The organism is Acidilutibacter cellobiosedens (assembly GCF_004103715.1).
Lineage (GTDB): Bacteria > Bacillota > Clostridia > Tissierellales > Acidilutibacteraceae > Acidilutibacter > Acidilutibacter cellobiosedens.
The window spans coordinates 2153736-2175627 of record NZ_CP035282.1 but is presented as its reverse complement, the minus strand read 5'-3'; the positions used below and the strand labels follow the sequence as shown (position 1 = coordinate 2175627).

The window sequence follows — 21892 nt, the reverse complement described above, 5'->3', positions numbered from 1 at the left end:
TTTTCTAATAGGTCGACGACAATTCCTAATATTTCTATACTAATAGGTGCAGTTATTTATGTTATAATAAAAGCAAGGGATAATGAGAGCGAGGTAATGGATTGGCTAAGAAAGGAATGGTAATGAACTTCCTGTTAGTTATTTGAAGAATGGGTAAAGGAAGAAAGAGAATAAGCTGTAAGAAGAGCTATTATAGTAATTACAAGAGAAAAAATAAAGGTGGTTTGTTAAGAATGAAAATATATTTAGATAACTGTTGCTTCAATAGGCCGTTTGATGATCAGACACAGTTAAAAATATATCTTGAATCACAGGCTAAGTTATTTATTCAACATAAAATAATATCTAAAGAATATAAATTGGTATGGTCATTTATATTAGAGTATGAGAACGGTCAAAACCCATATGAAATAAGGAAAGACACCATAATTAAATGGAAAAGCTTAGCTTCAGAAATAATTATACAAAATGAAGAAATAATTAAATTTGCTGAAACATTAAATACAATGGGTATTAAATCTAAAGATGCATTGCATGTGGCATGTGCAGCATTTAGTAATTGTGATTATTTTATAACAACAGATAAAAAATTATTAAATCTTAAAATAAAAGAGGTAAAAATAAGCAGCCCTATTGATTTTGTTATTGAAATGGAGGGATAACTATGAGGACAGATGCAGTCATAAGACAAGAAGGAATGGATGTATTAATTGAAAAACTGGGTAAAGTAGATGCTGAAAGATTTATTACTTTAATAATTAGAGAACCCTTTGATTATACAAAATGGCAAGAAAACTTGTTTGAAGATTTGACGGTTAGAGAATTAAGCGAAAAGGCTATGGAATGTATAAAGAATAATGAAGAATAATATAAAACATATAGACCACAGGGACGGTTCTGCTGGCCACATTTAGTAGAATACGTCAATCAAATGTTTTGCTTGTCATTTTCTTGTGTGTAGCCGAAAAGGTTTTATTCCAATATAAAATCTTCCCGGCTTCTTTATATTAATTTTCCATTTGCTTTCTCAGTTTTTTCAATGCGGTTGTTTTGGTGTTTATAACGGTTCTGTAGGATATTTTCAATATATGGGATATTTCTTTTATGCTTTTGTTTTTCATATAATAATAGATGATTATTTTTCTTTGCCTTTGTGTTAATACTTTCATCGCTTTTCTTAGACGAACCTTTCTTTCTTTTTCCAAAACTTTATCCAAAGGAGATTTGTCATTGTCGGGAATCAAATCCAAAATTTCATCTCCGTCTTCTCCGATAGGTTTATTTAATGAGGAAGGTTTTTCTTTTTTGTATTTATGTTTATCAAGATAATAGAATTTAAGTTTCATTTTTATAAACCATAAAAAATTCACATCTTTTTCTTCGTCAAATTCGTCTATTCCGTTGAGGATTACTTCATATCCTTGCTGAAGCAGATCTTCATATTGAGAAAAGTCATTGTAATATTTTCTGATGCTTTTTATGATTAAGGGCTTTAGCTTTCTCAGAAGTTCTTCTCTTTTGTGAGGATTTCTTTTAAATGATTTTGTCATATATCTATCCTCCGTTTTAAAATAGGAGTAAGGAATATTCCCTTATTTATATATTAATCGGTATTGGCATCCGTTCCGGAATAGGCTCCGGATGGTATATTTTTCCTTTAAGTATATTTCTACACCGGCAGTTACCACAACCGCCGGCATAGAATTTATTTTATTTTTTTAGAATGTTATTTCTTCTGTTTCTGTAGTTATTATCTTTGCGTTAACCACTTCCGCCAGACTTTCTCCTTTATAGTCGAATATATTCGCTGTGACTATTCCGTCCATCACGTTTTTGATATCTGTAGAAGTAAGGCTTTCTTTCGGGTTATCCACGGATATGCTGACTTTTTTGTTTCCGCTCGTTTTGAAATTCATCTGAATTTTTGATTCCGCCATTTGAATTTACTCCTCCTTTCTTGAATTTATATATTTTTTAATTATTCTTCTTCTTCTAATTCAATTTCTTCGATTCTTTTTACCTTAAGCACCGGAAGAGACTGAAGACCCGATATAGAGCCGGCAACCTGATAAAATTTTTCGTTATCAGTATCCGGTTTTATATTGCCGTAAGTCTTGGACTTTGTTATTTGTTTATCTCCGTCCATTCCGCCGTCAAGCTCAAGTTTCATTTTGGATTCATATTTGTATTCATTTATCATTTTTTTCACCTCCTTCTACTTCTTATATAGAAGATATAGGGGAATTTTACTATTGTGATTTTTAAAAAATATATGTAATATTTATGGAATGTAAAAAGGAATATTAAAAATATTGTAGAATTACTATAATAGATTGTTAGATAATCTACAAAAATTAAAAAATTAATATTGATTAAAGGAAAGTATAATTTTAAATGGCTTTATAGCAGCACAAATGGCAAAAGAAAATTTGATGGTAAGGAGTTTAAAGATATTTGAAGACAGGGACTATAGGGTGAGCAAAGTCAAGATTATAGATATGTTTACTAAGAAGGGGCACGTGGAGTGCGTAATAGGAATGCAAAGGAAAGATACGTAGAAATCCTGAGTTTTCAACACTTTGCGAATTACAATACTTTTACAACAGATGGTGATGATTTCAGAAATAAGGTTTTGAAAAATAAAATTGATGTTTCCGTTGTGTTGGACATTGAGTGTGTAGACATGTTTGCACGTCGTTTTGATTAAAGTGTTCAGGGATATTAAAATAGTAAAAAGCCGTTTCCTTTATAGATAGACAAAGTAAGCTGTTTTTTTGTATAAAAGAGGAAAAAACTGAATAAAGAAGCTTTACAAATATACCTATATTGTATACAGTATAAGTATATTTGTAAAACGAGAAGGTGAAGCTTATGGATTACTATAAAAGAATAGAAAAGATTATAAATGAGCAAAACGGAACTCTATTAAGTTTAGATTTAGATAAAAATAAAATTCCAAGAACTTATTTATCTATGTTGGTTGCTGAAGGCAAAATTGAAAAAATAGGTAGAGGTGTCTATGTATTGCCTGATTTATTAGAAGATGAAATGTATATAATGCAAAAGAAATATCCTAAATTAATCTATTCACATGAAACAGCTCTTTTTTTACATGAATTATCAGATAGAACACCTTTTGAATATTCAGCAACTGTACCAAGTGGATATAAAGTTGTAAGTAATATAAGTGAAAGATTTAAAATCTATTATATAAAAAAAGATCTACATCTAATGGGTGTAATAGAAGGAAAAACATCCTTTGGGAATACCATAAGGATATATAATGTGGAAAGAACCATTTGTGATATATTGAGAAGCAGGAACAGGATAGATATTCAAATATTTACTGATGCCCTCAAAAGAGTAGTAAATAAAAAACAATTAGATTATGCTTTACTGATGGAATATGCAAGAAAACTTGATGTAGAAAAAATATTAAATACCTATATGGAGGTACTTCTATGAGTAGAAAAGCCATGAGTTTAAAGGCAAAGGTTAGGAATTTAGCAAAAGAAAAAGATATATCGGCTCAAGTTATATTGCAGAATTATATGTTTGAAAGATTTCTTGAAAGACTATCTATATCTGATTATAAAAATAATTTTATTTTAAAAGGTGGAATGTTAATAGCTGCCATTGTGGGAATTGATAATCGTTCTACAATGGATATGGATGCTACTATTAAAAACTATCCTATAACTATAGACTCATTAACAAAAGCGATTACAGAAATTTGTAATATTGAAATTAATGATGATGTAAATTTTTCTTTTACAGGAATTGAACCAATACGGGATGATGATATGTATGGTGGATATAGAGTAGGGATAAGAGCAGATTATGATACAATTGTTACTCCTCTGCAGGCATGGGGACGTTTTGTTTGCCACCTTTTGACGGTAGATATGAGGATGTCAGAATGTGAAAATGGATGCTTCGCTTGTCCACATTAAGTTTTACTTATTTGTAAGTTGATAAAATAATGGGTTATTTGTTTATATGTAGCCGGAAAGGTTTTATTCCAATATAAAATCTTTCCGGCTTATTTATATTAATTTTCTATTTGCTTTCTCGGTTTTTTCAGTACTGTTGTTTTGGTGTTTGTCATAGTTTTGTATGATATTTTCTTTAAGAATCACTTCATACCCCTGTTGAACCAGATTCTCAAATTGAGAAAAGTCGTTGTAATATTTTCTGACGCTTTTTATAATTAAAGGTTTTAGTTTTCTTAGAAGTTCTTCTCTTTTGTGAGGATTTCTTTTTAATGATTTTATCATATATCTGTCTTCCATTTTGAAATAGTAGTAAGGAATATTCCCTTATTTATATATTAAACGGTATATTTTTACATCGGCAGTTATCACAGCTGCTGGCATAGAATTTATATTGATTTCTTAAAATGTTATTTCTTCTGTTTCTGTAGTTATTATCTTTGCATTGATTACCTCACCAAACTTTCTTCTTTGTAGCTGAATATATCTATTGTGGCTATGCCATTCATCACGTCAAGTTTTATCTTTAACTCATATTTATATCCCTCTATAGCCATCTTTTTTACTACCTTTTACTCCTTATATAGAAAATAAAGTGGGACTTACTATTACGATTTTTAAAAGGATTTACAATACTTATGAAAAGTAAGGAGGAATATACATAATATTGTAGAATTACTATAATAAATTGTTGGATAATTTATAGAAATTGATATTGAACAGTTAGAAATATAATGCTTTTTACACAATAGTATGATGAATTTATAAATATATAAAGGATATTTAAGGTATTAATTCTAAAACAATATATGTGACTTCATATGTTACTATAATCCTATAAGAAAATCGCTATTTTAAAAATAATTTATAAGATATTTGGTGTAGTTTATATACTGAAAATTTTATTCATATGGGGAGGGAATTGATTATATGACTAAAAATCCTACAGCTTTTATCAGCTATAGCTGGGATAGTCCACAACATCAAAAATGGGTAGTTAATTTTGCTAACAGATTAAGGGAAAAAGGCATTGACGCTACTATAGATGTTTTTGAAACACAAAAAGGGACAACTAATCTATATTCCATGATGGCTGACAATATAAGGATAAAAGATTTTGTATTAGTTATATTAACTAATAATTATAAAGAGAGGGCAGATAAAATGTCTGGTGGTGTAGGTTTTGAAACGAGGTTGCTTTTACCTCTAATTCAATCTAATAAAGATAAGATTATTCCGATTATTAGAGAAAAGGATAAAACAGACACTGTACCTTTTTATTTACAAGGGGTTTATTATATTGACTTTTCTGATGATACTAAATTTGAGGAAAAGTTTAAAGAATTACTTTATAGATTATTGGATGTTCCGATATATGAAGCATCACCCCTCGGAGGTATCCCTAATTTGAGATCTATGAATTCTAAAGAATTAAATGATGATAAATTTAATGATTATATCAGCCTTATTCCCAGTTTTAAAAAAATAACTGATTTAGATAAGAATAGATTTATGAAAGATAGTTTTGAAAAAATGAAAAAGGTTTTTACTAAATTGCTGAAGGATACGAAAATTAAGAATCCTAATTTTGAATATGAACAGGAAGATTTAACAAGTAAAAAAGTATTGTTTAAAATGTATATTGATGGTAATTTAAAGTATTCGATTAAGATGTGGGTTGGTTCTAATTTTAGTAAAATAGATAATATAAATTTTTCTTATGGAAATATGATTTATCAGGGAGATAATTCTATGAATGAAATTGTTACATGTGAAATAGATTCTCATAATAATTTAAGCTTAAAAAGGACTATGAATATTTTCTCCGAAAATGAATCTTGTGCTGCGGAAGATATAGCAAAAGAGATATGGAAAGAAATTATACATTGGATTTAAAAATAATTTACTGTTTTTATTTTGTGCTAAAAGAAAAATAGTAAAAATTTATTTCATATTAAGAATAAGTAAGAATTTTGAAAATGTATAAAAAGGTATAATTCAAAATAAAAAGTGTTTAGTTATTTTATGGTACAGATATTGTTTAAAATGTTAATTGGAGGGATGTTATAAGTGGAGAGGAAAACTTAGATAGTTATAGGAATATAACAATGTATAATGGCTTAAATCTAATTTTCCGTTATGTTTATAACGTATTAAATCATCGAAAACGCTAAAGTAATAAAGCAGATAAATCTCATATCTGGTAAGGAGGCTGATGTGATGTATAATTCTATCAAAATTGATGATAATGATGAAAACATGGTTGTTTTTAAGGAAACGTTAGATGAAATGTCAGATCTACTTGATTTCATTTCTGATAATGAATTTCAACAGGTTAAAAGTGAGTATATCGGGAATAAAGTTTATTTAATACAAGGGCAGGCTTTAGATGCTGCAAGACATACATTATCAAGCATATGGGGGTGCTGTAAATATGCATGCTTTTCAGATGCGTTTACGCTTGTACGGAAATTTCGCGATGATTTAATGCAATACTTATTTATAATTTTTACACTTGATAGAATGGAAGGTTTTTCTGAAGAAGAATCAAAGAAATATTTTAATGATATAATAAATGTTGATAAAGTTATAGAAGGTGTAAACTTATTATTTGAAATCATATCATCTGGTTGTAAAAAGAAGCCTCATGAAAAGGCTGTTGATTCATGGCTAGAAAACACATTATCGGATGCTGCTCATTTTCAAGACAGAAGGCTATATTTTGATGCTTCTAAATATATCTCTATGTTAAAAAATGATGATACTATTAAAAATTGTTTTGAATTATATTTAGAACCTTTATGGTCAACTCTTGACCGTGAACTAAACAATTACGTACATGCTAATGGTAGCAAATATATCATGTCTAATTTACCAAATTATATTTACGATCATAGAAGAGATGCAATAATTCATCTTATATCAATAATAAGAAATATTATGGTGATTTTTATCTCACTGATAATCCTAATTGAGCCTTCATGTATCAGATCTTCTGATTATATTGATTACATTGACATAGGAGAAACTCCTCCGGAAGGGAGCCAATATTGGGTTGCCTCTATTATACAGAACTTTATTGATACAGATATTGTCCGAGTATCCTCATGTCTAAAGGAATTTCTGAAAGAAAACAATAAATATAGTATGCAAATAGAATGATATAAGTAGCTTCCTACCCTATGTATGAGGACATTTGTTACCATCAACTTTTGTTTATCACTGCCCTGTAGGATATTTTTAAGGTACGGGATATTTCATTTATGCCTTTGTTTTTTATATAGAAAATGGAGAGAGATTTTACTATTGTGATTTTTAGAAGAATTTGTAATATTTATGGAAAATAAGGAGGAATGTTTGAAATATTGTAGAATTAATATAATAAATTATTGGATAATTTATAAAATTGACGTCAATTAAAGGAAAGTACAATTTTAGAGGGGATTATATCAGCAAAAATGGCAAAAGAGAATGTGATGTTAAAAACTTTAAAAATATTTGAAAACAGAGGCTACAGAGTGAGCAAAGTTAAGATTATATATATGTTTCCTAATAATGGGCATTATGAAGTGATCTTGAAATTAGAAAAGCGATAAAACATGGTAATATTAACAGATTAATCTATTAAGTGTGTAGATGACATGCAATGTTTTTTTATTTGTGAGAACATATTCACTGTATTTAATATTTGTGTTTATTAACAAGTAAGTCCAATTAAATTGACAAGGTGAATTAATTTGTTAAATAAAAACTGAATTATGATATAATACTATTAGGTCAAATGATATAATTTGTGTCAGCGGAGGTGTCGGGATTGGATAATAGAGAAAAATATAATTACTGGGAAGATATAGCTGACTATGATTTAATTACAGCGGGAGCAATGTTGTCGTCAGGCAGATATTTGTATGTCGTTTTTATATGTCAGCAAGCGGTGGAAAAACTAGTTAAGGGATTATTTGTATTATATAAAGGCGTGGAACCTCCTAGGGTTCATAATATCTGGAATATTTTTGAGAGAATTTTTAATATAAATGAGTTTGATTTAGATGATAAATTAGTTGCTGAAAAATATTTTGATTTCTTTGATGAATTATTAGCATATTATATTTCGGAAAGATATCCATCTTATAAAGAAAAATTATCACAATCTATAACTAGAGAGAAAGCTGCAGAGGTTTTAAATAAAACTAAGGAGGTGTTTTCATGGTTAAAATCCCTGAAAACATTAGAAATGTAGTTGAAGATTACTTGAAGGATTTAAGTGATGATATTCGGATAGATAAAGCTATTATATTTGGTTCATATGCTAAAGGTAATTATAACATTGATAGTGATATTGATTTAGCTATATTTTCAGATTCTTTCAAGGATATGGATCGTGTTGAAAGTATAAAATATTTATTGAAAAGAGCTAGAAAATTTAGGGGCGTTGATTTACAACCAATTTCTTTTACAACACGAGACTATGAAGAAAAGTTGGGAATTGTAGAAGAAGTGATTAATACAGGAATTGAAGTATTCATAAATTAACAGGCAAGGGCGGGTCATATAGTGGGTGAGCAGTTATTGAGCCACTTTTTAAGATTTTTATTTATTAAAGCGGCAAAGACCTGTGGTGTAGAAATAGATGTATGAATATAATATTCATGACTGACCGTTATTCAGAAGATATATTCTCTTGATTGGCGTTTTTTTTTTTGCTTATTGATTAGAATTGGTAATGTATGTATAATATTATTAACAATGTTGTTGGATATTGTTATTGTTAGGGAGAGGACAATATGAGTGATGTTAACGAGCTACTAAAAGAAGCTATTAAGGAAACTGAAAACTTGAATAAAGGTATAAACGAATACTTGAAAGAATTAAAGAATATAGAGTTTCTATACTTGCCTTCATATTGCTCGGAACTTAATGCAATAGAACATTTGTGGAAAAATTTATGTGCTGCTGTTACACACAATGCACTTTTTGATCAATTTACAGAATTATTAAATTAGGTTCAATCTTATCTTTGTTCTATAAATAAAAACAAGGGTAAGTTAAAAAAACTATGTGCATATATATGTTAGGCTTTTCATTAAGAGAATTTAGCTATTTGCCATTGTAATTTATATAGATTCAAAATGTATTTTTGAAATTATACATGAAAATATTATTCCGGCAAGGAGATAGAGGTTATGATAAAAGAATTAAACAAAAAATATTTTAAAAATCATCCATTAAAAGAGATTTCAGCAGCTCGATTCGAGTATAGTCTTTATACTATGGATGGAATAGAGAAACTGGTTAACGATGCATTGAAAGACAAATTAAAGCCTAATTTGGAGGACTTGAAAGATGAAGCTGCTATTGAATCAACAGTTAAGCCTGAAGAATTGCTGAAGTATATGCGAAAAGGCATTTCTGCGAACAACAGGCAAAAACTTCGTGATAAGATTTTAGAATATGAAGCAGAGATGAAACCATTGATTCAAAGACGAGCAATCACAAACTTACAGGATATATATATTGAAAATACCCTTTATTTTTTTCTTCATTGTAAAGAAAATTGCTGCGATTGGATTATTCAACAATATGAAAACATACGTAGTGAATATTTAAAATCAATGTTATGCTTAGTATTAGGATTCCGTGGAGATGTCTCATTAATTCCTTTTTTGATGAACGAGGTTAAACGCTTTGAACGATATCATCCGGATAAAGACTATGAACAGGGACCTCTTCTTGCATTATATGAATTGAAAGAAAGATTTGGGAGAAGTTAAATTTCTATAACACTTTATAAAAGCAGGCACAGGGACGTTTTGTTTGCCAGATTTTAATGTGGTGAAATGATATCAGAGTGCGAAAATGGATGCTTTATTGTCCATCAGTTGGTCCTATGTCAAGATTTAGTACAAATTAAAATGAGAAAAATATCCTCATTTTAACCAGCTAATAGTAAGCTGCCATTCTGTACTTTAGCATACAGTTTTTCAAAATCATCCGGTGACATATAGTCGCAATGACTGTGAATTCGTTTTGTATTGTAGAAAGGCTCTGCTGACTGATACCAAGGTTTTCAGCACAACCTATAAGGCCAAGATCCTTGTGATCCTGACAATACTGGATTGCATCCAGTTTGAATTGTTTATCATATTGTTTAGCCATAATGAGTTCCTCCTTCAGGCAAGGGGACGTTTTGTTTGCCGGATTTTGATATGGTGAAATGATATCAGAGTGCGAAAATGGATGCTTTATTGTCCATCAGTTGGTCCTATGTCAAGATTTAGTACAAATTAAAATGAGAAAAATATCCTCATTTTAACTAGCTAATAGTAAGCTGCCATTCTGTACTTTAGCATACAGTTTTTCAAAATCATCCGGTGACATATAGTCGCAATGACTGTGAATTCGTTTTGTATTGTAGAAAGGCTCTGCTGACTGATACCAAGGTTTTCAGCACAACCTATAAGGCCAAGATCCTTGTGATCCTGATAATACTGGATTGCATCCAGTTTGAATTGTTTATCATATTGTTTAGCCATAATGAGTTCCTACTTCTACGGTACATACATTGTACCATAATTTATATTTATTTTGGATTTTCTCATTTTGACTTGTACTATTTATATTCTAACACCATTATATTCCTGTGAGTTTATGTAAATTTCCAAAACAAGAATTAATATTAATATCAGTTTACGGGTTTGGGAAAGGCCCTATGATGCTGCTTACAAATTTAAAATCCACCGAAAAGAGAAAGATATCTCTTTTAGTTGCTAAAGTATATTTAATGAGATGGCGTATTGAAGAATATTTTAAATTTAAGAAACAGCAGTTTGATTTTGAAGATATAAGGGTTTGGTCATTAAAATCTATCCGTAATTTCAATCTTATCGCAACTATTACAGTAGGATATATTGGTATTATGACATCGGAAAAGAAAGATAACATATTTTTTAAAGAGCTTAAGGAATGTTCAAAGAGAATTTATAACATTCCTAAGTTCATTTATTATGCTATTGGTTATGCCATAGAAGATATTTTAGTTAAGACAAAAGTTGGCATTCATAGCTTTATCCATAAAAATCTTAAATCACAATAATTTGATTTATTCAACTATTTTAATTTAGCTGTTTCTTAATTCTTTAGTCCTTTATTTTGGGGAAACTCAAAATTATTTTCAACATTTTTATATGCTTTTATATGGTTATAATCCGGATAAATGTTTAAAATAAGTAAAACAGTGGTATAAGTTAAACATAAATTTTGTTATCATTATCAAGGAGGAAAAAATGTATAAGGAAGAACTGTCAATAATATCTTAAGCTGTACTGAATGAGGTCGAAGGCTATGAATTCTACAAATTAGCCGGTAACCAGGCAGCTTCGGAAGGAACCAAGGAAGCCTTCTTAGAACTGGCAAACGAGGAGTTGAAACATGCCGATTATCTGAGAAAATTGTGGGGCAGGCTGAACAACGGCAGTGAGGTAAAATTGGAGGATATACTTGAGGCAGGCATAAAAATCCCGTCGCCGGAGATATACCGCTGGAATAAGGTAGATAAAAACGAAACTTCAGTTGCCATGTCGGTTTTCGGAATAGGCATGCAGATGGAACAGAGCTCTGTTGATTTCTATGAAAAGGCCAAAGCCAAGGTTTCGTCACCGGCAAGCAAGGAATTGTTCGATTTGCTTCTTGTCCAGTGGGAAAAAGTCCATCTGAAGCAATTCACCGACCAATACAATATTTTAAAAGAGGACTGGTGGGCGGAACAGGGATTTGCCCCATTTTAAAATTTATTCAGTCCGAAAGGCCTTCATGGGCTTTTATAAATGCCTCATGAAGGCCCCTAAGGCTCTTGGAAGCTTCACATTTATCATTCAAACACTTTTCCTATGCTGTTGCTGATAACTAAGTTTGCCCTTCTGTCCATCATGGTTGAGGATTTGTTAATGAGCACAAGCTTGTTTCCCCTGTAATAATTAATCAGCCCTGCCGCAGGATACACCACCAGCGATGTTCCTCCCACTATTAAAACGTCGGCGTTTTCTATGTATTCCACAGCTTTCTCCAAAACATCCTGATTCAGGCTTTCTTCGTATAAAACCACATCGGGCTTGATTGTCCCTCCGCAGCTGCATTTCGGAACCCCTGAGCTTTGGACGATTGCCTGCACGCCATAGAACTTTCCGCACTTCGTGCAATAGTTGCGGTGAACGGAGCCGTGAAGCTCCAGGACATTTTTGCTGCCCGCCGCCTGGTGAAGACCATCTATATTCTGCGTTATAACCGCTTTTAATTTACCCTGCTTTTCCAGTTCCGCCAGCCTTATGTGAGCCATGTTGGGCTTTGCGTCTAAAAACAGCATTTTGTTTCTGTAGAAATCATAAAATTCCGGTGTGTTGCGAACGAAAAAGCTGTGGGAAAGCATGGTTTCAGGAGGATATTTATATTTCTGGTTATACAACCCGTCAACACTTCTGAAATCCGGTATGCCGCTTTCTGTGGAAACCCCGGCTCCTCCGAAAAATACTATATTGTTGCTGTCATGTATTATTTTTTCCAATTCTGCATTCATTGAGTGCCTCCTGTAATTTTTTTCTATATATACTTTATAATTTTTATCAGGTTTTGTAAAGGCTATTTATTGATTTTATAATAGTCCATAACATAATTCACTTCAAAGCCACAGGATTTGTAAAGGTTCAAGGCATTTTTATTATTTATCTCCACCTGCAGCACAATTTTATGAGCGCCCATTTCCTTAAGCTTTTCAATTGCCATTGTTAATATTTCTCTTCCGAACCCCCTGCCTCTGTATTCAGGCAGGACCCCAAGCCCGTATATGCCGCCCGCTCCTTCGTTTATTTCTATGCGGACCTTGCCTGTTACTTTATCTCCCGTCTCAGCCATGTACGTAAAAGAACCGTTGTTTTCATTGTATTTTTGTTCGAAAACCTGAGTATCATCATCTTGTCCGGTGCCGAAATAAATTTTGTCCTGCCGTGCAATTTCCGCATAGTCTCCCCCTGACGCCCTTCTTAATTTATTGGAGCGCGGCCCTGACCCTTGTTCTGCACCCATGTTTAAAACCATGTCATATTCTGAATGGTCATATTCATCGCACGCTTTTTTGATAAATCCAATTCCAGAAGCTGAGCTGCCGTCACTCAGCAAAAGCATCTCCGGCTGTTTCCTTTTTCTCCACTCATCCTCGGCAAGAGAAAATAACTTACTGAAAATTCCCATGTTTCTGTAATCCGGATGAACCATGCCGTTAACTTCCAAAGCATTGCCCCCGAAATCGCTTATGCCTATATATCCCTTTAAATCCGACTCATCATAAAACATAAGATCGTTTATACTTCCTGTCCATCTTCCGGATTCTTCCTTGTTGCAAAGCTTATATTCAAGTTCCAGCTTAAATGACACATTATCCCTTTCCGCGCATAGCTTTTCAAGCTTTTTAATTTCATCATAATCCCTTTTATCAATCTTTTCCTTTAAAATAATACTTGGGTTCTTTATTTCGCTTATGGTGTCCATCTCCTCTTAAAAATGCGAATTTTATCAGTTACTCATAAATATTTACTGTTTTATTCTTTGCCATATCCTTATTGAGATATTGCTCATGACTTTTCGGGATTGTAACCACATCCGGGTTTCCGTCGCTTATAAACCTTTCTCTTTTATTATTTTCAAATGATTTGAAATAGTCATACATTCCGCAGTTATCGACATTTGTTTCGCTTGCTGTTACCCTGTAAAGGTCCGTGAAATCCGTCAGAGTGTCAAAGGGTGAATAGGCGGGCCTCCAGCCCACATCCAGCACCGCAGTGATTTTATATTTGCTGCCCTTGTACTCGCCTTCAAGCATGCTGCTTACAAATTCGTCCCTGGGGTTGCTTCCGTTGGGGAGAGCTAATGTTTCTACGGCATAATCAGGCAGGTAAGCCTTGATGATATTATTTACCGAGCCTATTTCGGCCCGGATTTCTTCCCCGTTCAATGCTGACATTTTATTGTGGCTGTATGTGTGGTTGCCTATATTGTAGCCGTTCTCAACCAGCCATTTCAGTTTTTTTTCGATATATTCCGGCTGCCCAAAGGGGTTTGAGTTCAGAAAAAAGCTTGCGGTCACATTAAAATCCGGATATTTATTTTTAAATTCCTCCAGTATTCTCACCGCGCAGTCAGGGTCTATTACAAGCCCTCCTTCGGATTCAATTAAATTGAAGTTATTCTGCCTTCCGTCGTCAAAAGTAAGAATAATCGGGGTATATCCGGCTTTTGTGCCTATTTCCCCTTTGGCATAGTCGTTTAAGCTTATCATCCGGTACTTGTTATCGTACATGTACTGTAGATCCCTGCGGAAATTTTCGGGAGTTCTCTGCCAGTCGGATTCTTCCGGGCTTTCCTGCTTCTCCTGCTTTTCTCCGGGTCTTTCATTATTTTCTTCGCCGGCCTTTTCGCTTGCAGCGGCTTCACCCGCACCAGGTTCGCCTTTCATTCCCGCCCTGCAGCCGGTAAGCAGCAGAACGGCAGACAATGAAATAATAATTAGAAATTTTTTATTCACTTTTTCCCCCTTAAATTTATCCTGTATTCGGTAGTGAAGAATCCTGTAATCACATCTTCTTGTATTACAGCCATTGTATAATATTCTGATTTAAAAGTCCACATGAAGAATTTTCATAATTATATTGGTTAGTGTAAAATTACAGTAGGGAAATAGAATATATTTCCATATATAGTTGAAAAGAAGATATCATCCTATTAAAATATAAGTTGAAGTACCAATAAATTAAGAAAGGATGATATCTTCTATGTATAATAGTATACAACATTTTAATGAGTTTGGAGTAAAAAAAATTGAAAATGAGATAAAAAATTTCATGGAAGGGAATAAAAATATTGGCTTGTACAAGTATGAATAATTTGGTAAAATAAAGATAAGGTAATCGGGAAAGCAGGTGTGATTGCCACCTCTATTCGTAAAAGAAAGGAGGTGGTGCGATATGGATACATATCAAGCTATATCTTTAATGATTATGTTTGGCATGTTCGTAATATCGCTGATCTCCTTTATTGTTGGCTTAACAGACAACAAAAAAGGCAAAAAATAAAATCACCCTGCTGTCACAGGATGATTAAAATTATTTAACCACTGGTGGCAATCGCATTGTTGCGATTCCGATTACCTTATTAATATTATACCATAAATAGCTTAAAAGTAAACACGTTTTAAAAAATTTAAAACAGCCTTAACAAAGGTTGTTTTTTTATATTCAAAATTAAGGGAGCGGTGGAAAGATGGAAAGAGCAAAGCTGGGAGATGTGGAGATATCCGTTACACAGGCACAGGGACGTTTTGTTTGCCATCTTTTTAGCATAACCGTTTGCTGGTTTTCACGTTTCAGTTAAAAGTACTAAATATTTTATTCGTCTTTTTTACGTTTTTACTTATTTGTAGTTTAATGCAATAGCATTTAATTTAATACAATTATACTTTTTCCGGGGCATAAGAGGATTCAGAAAAAAAGGTATGCTCCAGATAGATATTATTGAAGATATAAGAGATGAAATATTAACTATAAAAGATAATTGGAATAATTCATTATTTATAAAGACTTAATAAAAAAAGAAAACTGGAAACTAAGTATAAAGGTTTCTTGGGGTAAAGAGAATATTTTTATTGAAAATTTGATGCGAAATCTCTGAAATAAATTCGCTTATATGGTAAAATATATGTAAGTGATGTAAATTAAAAATATATTATTTTTGGACAATCTTGTATTTATGTATTTTATCAATTGTTTAAAAAAGCAATATAGGGGGAAACTTACATGACAGCGATTAAGAAACTGCTATCAACAAAATCGAACGGCATAAGTGTCAGATTATTTGAATATGATATTGATGACGACCAGAGTTTTAAGGAATTAAAAGATTATCTTATATCAAAGATAAGAGCCTCCAAAGTACATAATACGGAAAGTTATAATTTGGATTTTTATTATTCTAAAAATTTGAACCCTGCGTTCATAGAGAAATTGAATAAAAGAGTTGCGGAAATTACTGTTCCGAAGAAGTCAAGAATTCCACAATTTGATGTGCGCAGGGAGAGAGTAACAGAGTGGATGGCACAGCTGTTGTTGGAAAAAAGTTACGGGTGCAGGTTTTATGAAGAAGCGGATAAAAGAATGAACATTGAACCTGTAGATATTGACAAGCATACATCCGGTATTGATGTGCCGGGGATCAGAATAGACAACGGCCTGATTAAATTTAGTTATAGAAGAATATAATAAAAAGCTGATAAATTTTAAAGATATAATTTCTGATATGGATGTTATGAAAAGATTGGAATTTAATACTTATTACATGATTGTTCTAATGTTAAGCAATATTAAAAATTACGATGGATTAGTTAATTTAAGTTCTAATATAGATAAAGCGCAGGGAGTATTGGATGAGGCCCAGGAGGCAGAATTGGCAAAGAATGAAATGAGTGTTGCCAACGGAATGAAGATAAGCGCCTTCGGGAATATAATTTATCTTACCGGCTTATTAAAAGAATATTTGTTTACGGGAAGTATTGCAAGGGAAGAAAATCAGGATATATATAGTGTGATTGATATCTATTCATACAATGCTTTTTACATGCTTGGAACAGAGGACATAGAATTAAAGTTAATAGGGCATTTGCTGAAATATTCTTATGAGCGGATAGCGGAAAATGAAGGAGGTAAATTTCTTGCTATTAAGCCCTTTCATCTCAAATGCTGATGAAATCGGAGAATGGTTAGCTGATTCTAAAAGAAATTCTGCGGTGGTATCCGCAGAATGGGTTCCTACAAAGCAGTATATAGGCTGCAATTTGTTGAACAAAAATAAAACAAATTCCGTTCTACAATTTTACAAATCCCCCAGGAACCAACTGGGCTCGGAAAATATAGAAATAATGTTAAGAAGTAATCCTACGGTCATAAGGGATGAATTAGGTGTACATAAAATAGATAATGCGGTGAAATTATGCGTCATTCTTAATGATTTTATTGAAATGGACGGTAATATTTTAATATTGTGTGCAGGGCCAGGGACGACTAAAAGTTTAACTGAACAGGTAACACGGTATTTTGTCGGTAACGGAAAACTGCGTGATATAAGCTCAAAGCCTGAAATAAAAAAAGCGTTGGAGATCATTAAGCTGGAAACGGATGAAAATGATGCTTTACTGGAGTGCGTAAAATATGGAACATGTTATCATAATTCGGGGTTGTCAGGCCTGGTTAAAGAAACAATTGAAGAATTGATTCGCGAAAATCATATAAAGCTTGTGTTTACAACAACCACATTGGCGCAGGGAATGAATTTTCCTATTAACACAGTTATATTTGATACGGTAAAATTCATAGGGCAGAATGGCAGGTACCTTACAAATTCGGAGTTTTGGAATATAGCGGGCAGAGCGGGGAGGACCTACAAGGATAAGGAAGGGTATGTTATTGTATCTTATGCGATTTCACCGGAAAAAACCATGGATAATGTTAAGAGGTATATTAAGATGGACCTGGAAGAAGTGGTTTCATCTTTAAATATATTTTTTTCCGGAAACAATCAAATTAGCTTTGATTACGATTTTTTTAGAAATCCACATAATGTGCCGGCTTTAAATTTGCTGCAGTACATTAATCATATCCTGAATATAGGATACGACTATAACATTAATCCGGCGGATATGGCAAAGCTTAGGACTATATTGAATGATTCTTTAAAGAAGCTGTTAAAGTTAAAATCAAGGATATATACGATGATTCAAAGCAGAATTATGGTGCACCAAAGATTACCCAAAAGCTTCAACGGGAAGGTGAAACCATCTCTGAACGTACCGTAGGCAAATATATGAAGGAAATGGGTATTAAAGCTTAGTGGATAAAGCCATGGACTGCAACAACCAAAGATTCCGATTTTAGTACGGAGCTTCATAATATCCTTGATGAACAATTTAACCCTGACCGTCCAAATGCAGTATGGTGCAGCGATATTACTTATATCTGGGCAACAAGAGGATTCGTCTATCTAATAAGCATTATGGATCTATATTCCAGGAAAATCATTGCATGGATGCTCTCAAAAACGATGGAAGTACCCTGTGTAATAGATACAATAAATAAAGCTAAAGCAAGACGAAATACTGACTTACCGCTTATCTTACATAGTGACCGCGGAAGTCAATATGTTTCCAATGAATATATAAAAGCTACTGCTAAAATGCAGAGAAGCTATTCAAAAAAAGCTTTCCCATGGGATAACGCCTGTATTGAATATATTGAAGCCTTTTATAATACAAAACGAATTCACAGTCATTGCGACTATATGTTACCGGATGATTTTGAAAAACTGTATGCTAAAGTACAGAATGGCAGCTTACTATTAGCTGGTTAAAATGAGGATATTTTTCTCATTTTAATTTGTACTAAATCTTGACATAGGACCATTTTTTTTCATACTTATAAGAGAACTGTTAGGAGATAAATAAAATGAGAATAAGGTTATATATTATTTTTATGGTAATGGTATTTTTAATTCCATTAACTTTTTACCCTTCATTAGTTAATGCTGAAATTATAATAGAAACAGGGGATATTGATGAGTATGTTACAAATTATTTGAAACGTAACGGACTGCCTGGTGCATCCATTGTAATTGTAAAAGATGGAAAATTAGTATACGAAAAAGGATATGGTCATGATTCTGAAGGTAAACCATTAACTGAAAATTCATTAATGAGAATAGCATCTGTTTCTAAATCATTTACTGCGTTTTCAGTTTTACAGCTAGTTGACGTAGGAAAAATCAACCTGGACGATTCCATTGTGAAGCACTTGACAGAACTTACAATGGATGATTCTAGATTAGAAGAAGTTACAATTAGACATTTATTAAGTCATACCTCGGGAATTCCGAATCCGGTAATTGTTCCTAAAGCTGATACATTAAAAGAAAGAATTGGCAGTTTGCATGACTGGAAATTACAACGGAATCCTGGTGAGGAATTCGCATATAGTAATGCAAATTATTGGATACTTGCTCGTTTGGTAGAGGTAATAAGTGGCATGGAATTTCCTGACTATCTTGATGAAAAGATATTTTCACCATTAGGAATGAATGATACACTATCTACTGATAACTCTACTGATCCTGTACAAGGATTAACGCAGGGATATGTTACAGCATATGGTAGTGCTTTTCCTTGGTCAGAGCTTGAACAAATGTTTAGTGGTTCAGGAGGCATCATTACTACAGCATCTGATATAGGAAAATGGCTTTCAATGCATACTAATGAGGGAGAAAATAGATATGGAGAAAAATTACTGTCTAAATCACTACTAGAAGAATCCTATTCTCCTCAGCCTGGCAGTGAAAAATATGGATTTGGCTGGTACTTAAGCTCACCACATATCAAACCATCACGTATCTCTCATAGTGGATCATTAACTACTGCCCAGTCACAGCAGGATATTGTACCTTCTAGCGGGTATGCTGTTGCTGTGATGCTTAACAGTTTTACGACTACTATACAACATGCTTATGAAATAAGTTCCGGGATTATTCAATTGACTGAAGGTCAAATTCCTGAGATTAAAGCTTCTAGACCTCAAATAATAGATTTATCACTTGGATTCATTACATTAATATATTTAATCTTAGGGATTAAAGGTATAATACGAAGTAAGAAGTGGTCCAATCGTTATAGACACTATCCTACTTGGAGGTATTGTCTTCGACTAATGCCCCAAATAATTTCGGTTTTCATTATTGGATGGTTATTCCTTATTGTTCCAAATCTACAAGGTAATAGTTCTACAATGAAAGATGTTTTTGGTATTTGGCCTGCTGCTATGATATTTTTGATAGTTGTGTTTTTAATTGGCGTTATAGTTACAGTTATGAGAGTACTATCGAGAAATGAAAAATGAAAAATGGTGTAGGCAAAGGGACGTTTTGTTTGCCGGATTTTGATGTGGTGAAATGATATCAGAGTGCTCCAACGGCAAATATCCTTCTTCTTCGGTATGAAAGATCTCCTTTTCTTCTTGCAATCTAATCAATTACAAAGATAATATATTGGTCAGATGTCTGCAATGGCATTTGCAATATTGGGTAATTTTATTTTATAGCAAACAAAATATTCTGATAATTTTTAAATTTAGGGGCCGCAAGGCTCTTTTCCATATAAAAAATTTAAAAAATATATAAAAATCCTTGGCACAATAGTACTATATATAATACTATATATACAAGGAGGCGAACAAAAGGTGGGAGTTGAAAAAATAATAAATAAAATGCAGAGACAGCCAAACGGAATAAGATTTAATGAGACAGCAAAAGTGTTAAATGTTTATGGATATGAGTTAGTAACGGAAGAGGGTTCACATAGGCATTTTAGAAATAAAAAAGGCGACGTTATAACGATAAAAGAAGAAAATCCTTTGAAAGCTGTATATGTAAAAGATGTACTTAGGAGAATAAGGAGATAGAAAAATTTCATTGGTTCTCCAAAAATATAACAACTTCCACCTTTTCGATATGAAAAAAGATATTAATTATTACATGAATTTACCATACAATTATTTAATACAGCCAATTACGGATGAAAGCGGCAGTTATTATTATGGCCAAGTGTTGGAGCTGGACGGTTGCCAAAGTACAGGTGAAACCTTTGAAGATGTATACAACAGTTTAAGAGAAGCTATGAAAGGCTGGTTAGAAGTGAAATTAGAACATGGTGATCCTATTCCAGAGACAATGGGAGACGAAAGGTATAGTGGTAAGTTTGTTCTTAGAGTGCCTAAGAGCTTGCATAAGAGACTAAGTATTGAGGCACAACAAGAAGGAGTATCATTAAATCAGTATGCATTATATAAATTAAGCAGATAGAGCCAACTAAGGCTCTTTTTTCATACACAAAAACGAACTTAAATAAGTAGGTGGTGATGTGGATAACAACATAAGAGATAAAGCTAAGCAGGATTATCTTGAGGAAATGAAGTATAAAATATATGTGATAAATACAATATATCCATGAATACATTGAAGTTCTGGATAAAGAGATATGGATGGTCTAAAGAAAAAAGAGATGAGGGTGCATCCTTAAATAATAAGAATGCAGTTGGGAATAAAGGAGGAGCTCCTCCCGAAGGAAATTTAAACAGCATTAAACATGGTGCGTATCAATCAATATATTTTGATATGTTCAATACAGAAGATAGGATATCATGGATTAATGCCTGTATGAATCAACTTAGAAGACTTATTGAGGCTAAGGCTAAAATAGCAGGAGATACAGAAAAATTACAGCTTGAGAAGGAAAGATTTGACTTTCAAATACATGTGTAAAAAAAACATATAATTCTTGTAATAGATTACAAGAAAGAGAAACAGGGCTAAATCAATAGTCCTGTTTCTTGCATTTAAAACTTAAGATTTTTAATACCGAGATGCTCTTTTAGAGAAGTTTGAAGAATTTGAGAGAAATTAATGTTGTTTTCTTCGGCCAATTTATTTAGCCAATATGGAATTGTGAGAGTTTTTTTAACTGATTTATTGCTCATTTCATTCCTTACAATTGGCATATAAGCTTCAATCGGAGCTACAAAAGAACCCTTCGGAATTTTTATATTCTCGGGGTTTGAAGGAATGGGTATATTTTCGTTATCTTCTTCAAGGTTGTAAAGATATAATTCAAGGGCATCTTTGGCCATATGCATAGCTTCTTTTAAGTCGTCACCTTCGGTTATACATCCTGGTAAATCAGGGAATGTAATACAATAACCGCCGGCTTCGCTGGTCTCAAATATAGCTGGATAAATGTAGTTATCCATATTATTTACCTCCTATATTTA

33 protein-coding genes and 1 pseudogene are annotated in these 21892 nt (G+C 32.5%); 24 read left to right on the top strand and 10 right to left on the bottom strand.

Annotated features, from left to right (window positions below):
• Positions 1–149 precede the first annotated feature (149 nt).
• Together EQM13_RS10475 and EQM13_RS10470 are read left to right on the top strand one after the other, a co-directional pair.
• On the top strand, positions 150–662 hold the full coding sequence (locus EQM13_RS10475; protein WP_206172678.1) for a PIN domain-containing protein: 513 nt from the start codon (positions 150–152) through the stop codon (positions 660–662).
• 2 nt (positions 663–664) lie between these two features.
• On the top strand, positions 665–868 hold the full coding sequence (locus EQM13_RS10470; RefSeq protein WP_114218895.1) for a hypothetical protein: 204 nt from the start codon (positions 665–667) through the stop codon (positions 866–868).
• 139 nt (positions 869–1007) lie between these two features.
• Here the strand turns inward: EQM13_RS10470 and EQM13_RS10465 are convergent, their stop codons facing one another.
• The 3 genes from EQM13_RS10465 to EQM13_RS10455 form a co-directional block, all read right to left on the bottom strand.
• Positions 1008–1550: a sigma-70 family RNA polymerase sigma factor gene (locus EQM13_RS10465; protein WP_128752619.1), complete on the bottom strand. Its 543-nt coding sequence runs from the start codon at positions 1548–1550 to the stop codon at positions 1008–1010.
• 168 nt (positions 1551–1718) lie between these two features.
• A complete protein-coding gene (locus EQM13_RS10460; protein ID WP_128752618.1) occupies positions 1719–1937 on the bottom strand; it encodes a DUF2922 domain-containing protein in 219 nt (72 codons plus the stop codon).
• 41 nt (positions 1938–1978) lie between these two features.
• Complete coding sequence (locus EQM13_RS10455; protein WP_128752617.1) at positions 1979–2200, bottom strand: DUF1659 domain-containing protein; 222 nt, start codon at positions 2198–2200, stop codon at positions 1979–1981.
• A gap of 214 nt (positions 2201–2414) precedes the next feature.
• On the opposite strand from EQM13_RS10455, the gene EQM13_RS18525 reads away from it, so the two are divergent.
• The 4 genes from EQM13_RS18525 to EQM13_RS10440 all read left to right on the top strand — a co-directional run bounded on the left by EQM13_RS18525 (position 2415) and on the right by EQM13_RS10440 (position 3953).
• Positions 2415–2558, top strand: coding sequence for a hypothetical protein (locus EQM13_RS18525; protein WP_206172677.1), 144 nt, complete (start codon positions 2415–2417; stop codon positions 2556–2558).
• Positions 2525–2707 carry a hypothetical protein gene (locus EQM13_RS10450; protein WP_128752616.1) on the top strand — a complete coding sequence of 61 codons (183 nt, stop codon included), beginning with the start codon at positions 2525–2527 and terminating at the stop codon, positions 2705–2707. Before EQM13_RS18525 ends, EQM13_RS10450 begins: the two co-directional genes overlap by 34 nt.
• A 164-nt stretch (positions 2708–2871) precedes the next feature.
• Positions 2872–3465, top strand: coding sequence for a type IV toxin-antitoxin system AbiEi family antitoxin domain-containing protein (locus EQM13_RS10445; protein ID WP_114218910.1), 594 nt, complete (start codon positions 2872–2874; stop codon positions 3463–3465).
• A complete protein-coding gene (locus EQM13_RS10440) occupies positions 3462–3953 on the top strand; it encodes a nucleotidyl transferase AbiEii/AbiGii toxin family protein (RefSeq protein ID WP_206172675.1) in 492 nt (163 codons plus the stop codon). The genes EQM13_RS10445 and EQM13_RS10440 overlap by 4 nt, the downstream gene beginning before the upstream one ends.
• 93 nt (positions 3954–4046) lie before the next feature.
• Here EQM13_RS10440 and EQM13_RS10435 read toward each other — a convergent pair whose 3' ends face one another.
• Positions 4047–4292 carry a hypothetical protein gene (locus EQM13_RS10435; protein ID WP_161567220.1) on the bottom strand — a complete coding sequence of 82 codons (246 nt, stop codon included), beginning with the start codon at positions 4290–4292 and terminating at the stop codon, positions 4047–4049.
• A gap of 630 nt (positions 4293–4922) precedes the next feature.
• Between EQM13_RS10435 and EQM13_RS10430 the strand changes: the two genes are divergently transcribed.
• From EQM13_RS10430 to EQM13_RS10405, 6 genes are all read left to right on the top strand, one after another.
• The gene (locus EQM13_RS10430; RefSeq protein WP_128752615.1) at positions 4923–5888 is read left to right on the top strand and encodes a toll/interleukin-1 receptor domain-containing protein; all 966 of its coding nucleotides are present in this window, start codon (positions 4923–4925) and stop codon (positions 5886–5888) included.
• Between the two features lie 324 nt (positions 5889–6212).
• The gene (locus tag EQM13_RS10425; RefSeq protein WP_128752614.1) at positions 6213–7154 is read left to right on the top strand and encodes a hypothetical protein; all 942 of its coding nucleotides are present in this window, start codon (positions 6213–6215) and stop codon (positions 7152–7154) included.
• A 652-nt stretch (positions 7155–7806) separates the two neighbouring features.
• A complete protein-coding gene (locus tag EQM13_RS10420) occupies positions 7807–8232 on the top strand; it encodes a HEPN domain-containing protein (RefSeq protein ID WP_161567219.1) in 426 nt (141 codons plus the stop codon).
• On the top strand, positions 8199–8525 hold the full coding sequence (locus EQM13_RS10415) for a nucleotidyltransferase domain-containing protein (RefSeq protein ID WP_114218915.1): 327 nt from the start codon (positions 8199–8201) through the stop codon (positions 8523–8525). The genes EQM13_RS10420 and EQM13_RS10415 overlap by 34 nt, the downstream gene beginning before the upstream one ends.
• 251 nt (positions 8526–8776) lie before the next feature.
• Positions 8777–8995, top strand: a complete 219-nt coding sequence (locus tag EQM13_RS10410) for a transposase (protein WP_114218916.1) — start codon at positions 8777–8779, stop codon at positions 8993–8995.
• Positions 8996–9175: 180 nt separating this feature from the next.
• Positions 9176–9763, top strand: a complete 588-nt coding sequence (locus tag EQM13_RS10405; protein WP_114218917.1) for a hypothetical protein — start codon at positions 9176–9178, stop codon at positions 9761–9763.
• Positions 9764–9932: 169 nt separating this feature from the next.
• Here EQM13_RS10405 and EQM13_RS18520 read toward each other — a convergent pair whose 3' ends face one another.
• Together EQM13_RS18520 and EQM13_RS18515 are read right to left on the bottom strand one after the other, a co-directional pair.
• A complete protein-coding gene (locus EQM13_RS18520) occupies positions 9933–10148 on the bottom strand; it encodes a hypothetical protein (protein WP_206172674.1) in 216 nt (71 codons plus the stop codon).
• 161 nt (positions 10149–10309) lie between these two features.
• Entirely contained in the window at positions 10310–10525 is a 216-nt protein-coding gene (locus tag EQM13_RS18515) for a hypothetical protein (RefSeq protein ID WP_206172673.1), read from the bottom strand.
• A 176-nt stretch (positions 10526–10701) separates the two neighbouring features.
• Here EQM13_RS18515 and EQM13_RS10385 point away from each other — a divergent pair, with 176 nt between their 5' ends.
• Positions 10702–11085, top strand: a complete 384-nt coding sequence (locus EQM13_RS10385; RefSeq protein WP_128752612.1) for a hypothetical protein — start codon at positions 10702–10704, stop codon at positions 11083–11085.
• A 229-nt stretch (positions 11086–11314) separates the two neighbouring features.
• Entirely contained in the window at positions 11315–11776 is a 462-nt protein-coding gene (locus EQM13_RS10380; RefSeq protein WP_240663030.1) for a ferritin-like domain-containing protein, read from the top strand.
• Positions 11777–11859: 83 nt separating this feature from the next.
• On the opposite strand, the gene EQM13_RS10375 is transcribed toward EQM13_RS10380, so the two are convergent.
• The 3 genes from EQM13_RS10375 to EQM13_RS10365 all read right to left on the bottom strand — a co-directional run bounded on the left by EQM13_RS10375 (position 11860) and on the right by EQM13_RS10365 (position 14562).
• A complete protein-coding gene (locus tag EQM13_RS10375) occupies positions 11860–12561 on the bottom strand; it encodes an NAD-dependent protein deacylase (protein WP_114218920.1) in 702 nt (233 codons plus the stop codon).
• Positions 12562–12623: 62 nt separating this feature from the next.
• Entirely contained in the window at positions 12624–13529 is a 906-nt protein-coding gene (locus EQM13_RS10370; protein WP_206172670.1) for a GNAT family N-acetyltransferase, read from the bottom strand.
• A gap of 28 nt (positions 13530–13557) precedes the next feature.
• Positions 13558–14562, bottom strand: a complete 1005-nt coding sequence (locus EQM13_RS10365) for a polysaccharide deacetylase family protein (RefSeq protein WP_128752611.1) — start codon at positions 14560–14562, stop codon at positions 13558–13560.
• 439 nt (positions 14563–15001) lie between these two features.
• Here EQM13_RS10365 and EQM13_RS19050 point away from each other — a divergent pair, with 439 nt between their 5' ends.
• The 10 genes and pseudogenes from EQM13_RS19050 to EQM13_RS10315 all read left to right on the top strand — a co-directional run bounded on the left by EQM13_RS19050 (position 15002) and on the right by EQM13_RS10315 (position 21386).
• Positions 15002–15109: a putative holin-like toxin gene (locus tag EQM13_RS19050; RefSeq protein ID WP_114218922.1), complete on the top strand. Its 108-nt coding sequence runs from the start codon at positions 15002–15004 to the stop codon at positions 15107–15109.
• Positions 15110–15829: 720 nt separating this feature from the next.
• Positions 15830–16291 carry a hypothetical protein gene (locus tag EQM13_RS10350; protein WP_128752610.1) on the top strand — a complete coding sequence of 154 codons (462 nt, stop codon included), beginning with the start codon at positions 15830–15832 and terminating at the stop codon, positions 16289–16291.
• A 37-nt stretch (positions 16292–16328) separates the two neighbouring features.
• Complete coding sequence (locus tag EQM13_RS10345; protein WP_161567218.1) at positions 16329–16772, top strand: hypothetical protein; 444 nt, start codon at positions 16329–16331, stop codon at positions 16770–16772.
• Positions 16723–17454, top strand: a pseudogene (locus tag EQM13_RS19045) (hypothetical protein); the annotation flags it as partial. The gene EQM13_RS10345 and the pseudogene EQM13_RS19045, both read left to right, overlap by 50 nt.
• A 326-nt stretch (positions 17455–17780) precedes the next feature.
• On the top strand, positions 17781–17915 hold the full coding sequence (locus tag EQM13_RS19040; protein WP_206173004.1) for an IS3 family transposase: 135 nt from the start codon (positions 17781–17783) through the stop codon (positions 17913–17915).
• A gap of 3 nt (positions 17916–17918) precedes the next feature.
• Positions 17919–18431 carry a DDE-type integrase/transposase/recombinase gene (locus tag EQM13_RS10335; protein WP_206173003.1) on the top strand — a complete coding sequence of 171 codons (513 nt, stop codon included), beginning with the start codon at positions 17919–17921 and terminating at the stop codon, positions 18429–18431.
• A 95-nt stretch (positions 18432–18526) separates the two neighbouring features.
• A complete protein-coding gene (locus tag EQM13_RS10330; protein WP_170177309.1) occupies positions 18527–19966 on the top strand; it encodes a serine hydrolase domain-containing protein in 1440 nt (479 codons plus the stop codon).
• Positions 19967–20305: 339 nt separating this feature from the next.
• On the top strand, positions 20306–20527 hold the full coding sequence (locus EQM13_RS10325; protein WP_206172669.1) for a type II toxin-antitoxin system HicA family toxin: 222 nt from the start codon (positions 20306–20308) through the stop codon (positions 20525–20527).
• Positions 20528–20600: 73 nt separating this feature from the next.
• Positions 20601–20927, top strand: a complete 327-nt coding sequence (locus tag EQM13_RS10320) for a type II toxin-antitoxin system HicB family antitoxin (RefSeq protein WP_206172666.1) — start codon at positions 20601–20603, stop codon at positions 20925–20927.
• 144 nt (positions 20928–21071) lie between these two features.
• Entirely contained in the window at positions 21072–21386 is a 315-nt protein-coding gene (locus tag EQM13_RS10315) for a hypothetical protein (protein ID WP_128752608.1), read from the top strand.
• A 74-nt stretch (positions 21387–21460) separates the two neighbouring features.
• Here EQM13_RS10315 and EQM13_RS10310 read toward each other — a convergent pair whose 3' ends face one another.
• Positions 21461–21871, bottom strand: coding sequence for a type II toxin-antitoxin system HicB family antitoxin (locus EQM13_RS10310; protein WP_114218927.1), 411 nt, complete (start codon positions 21869–21871; stop codon positions 21461–21463).
• Between the last annotated feature and the right edge of the window lie 21 nt (positions 21872–21892).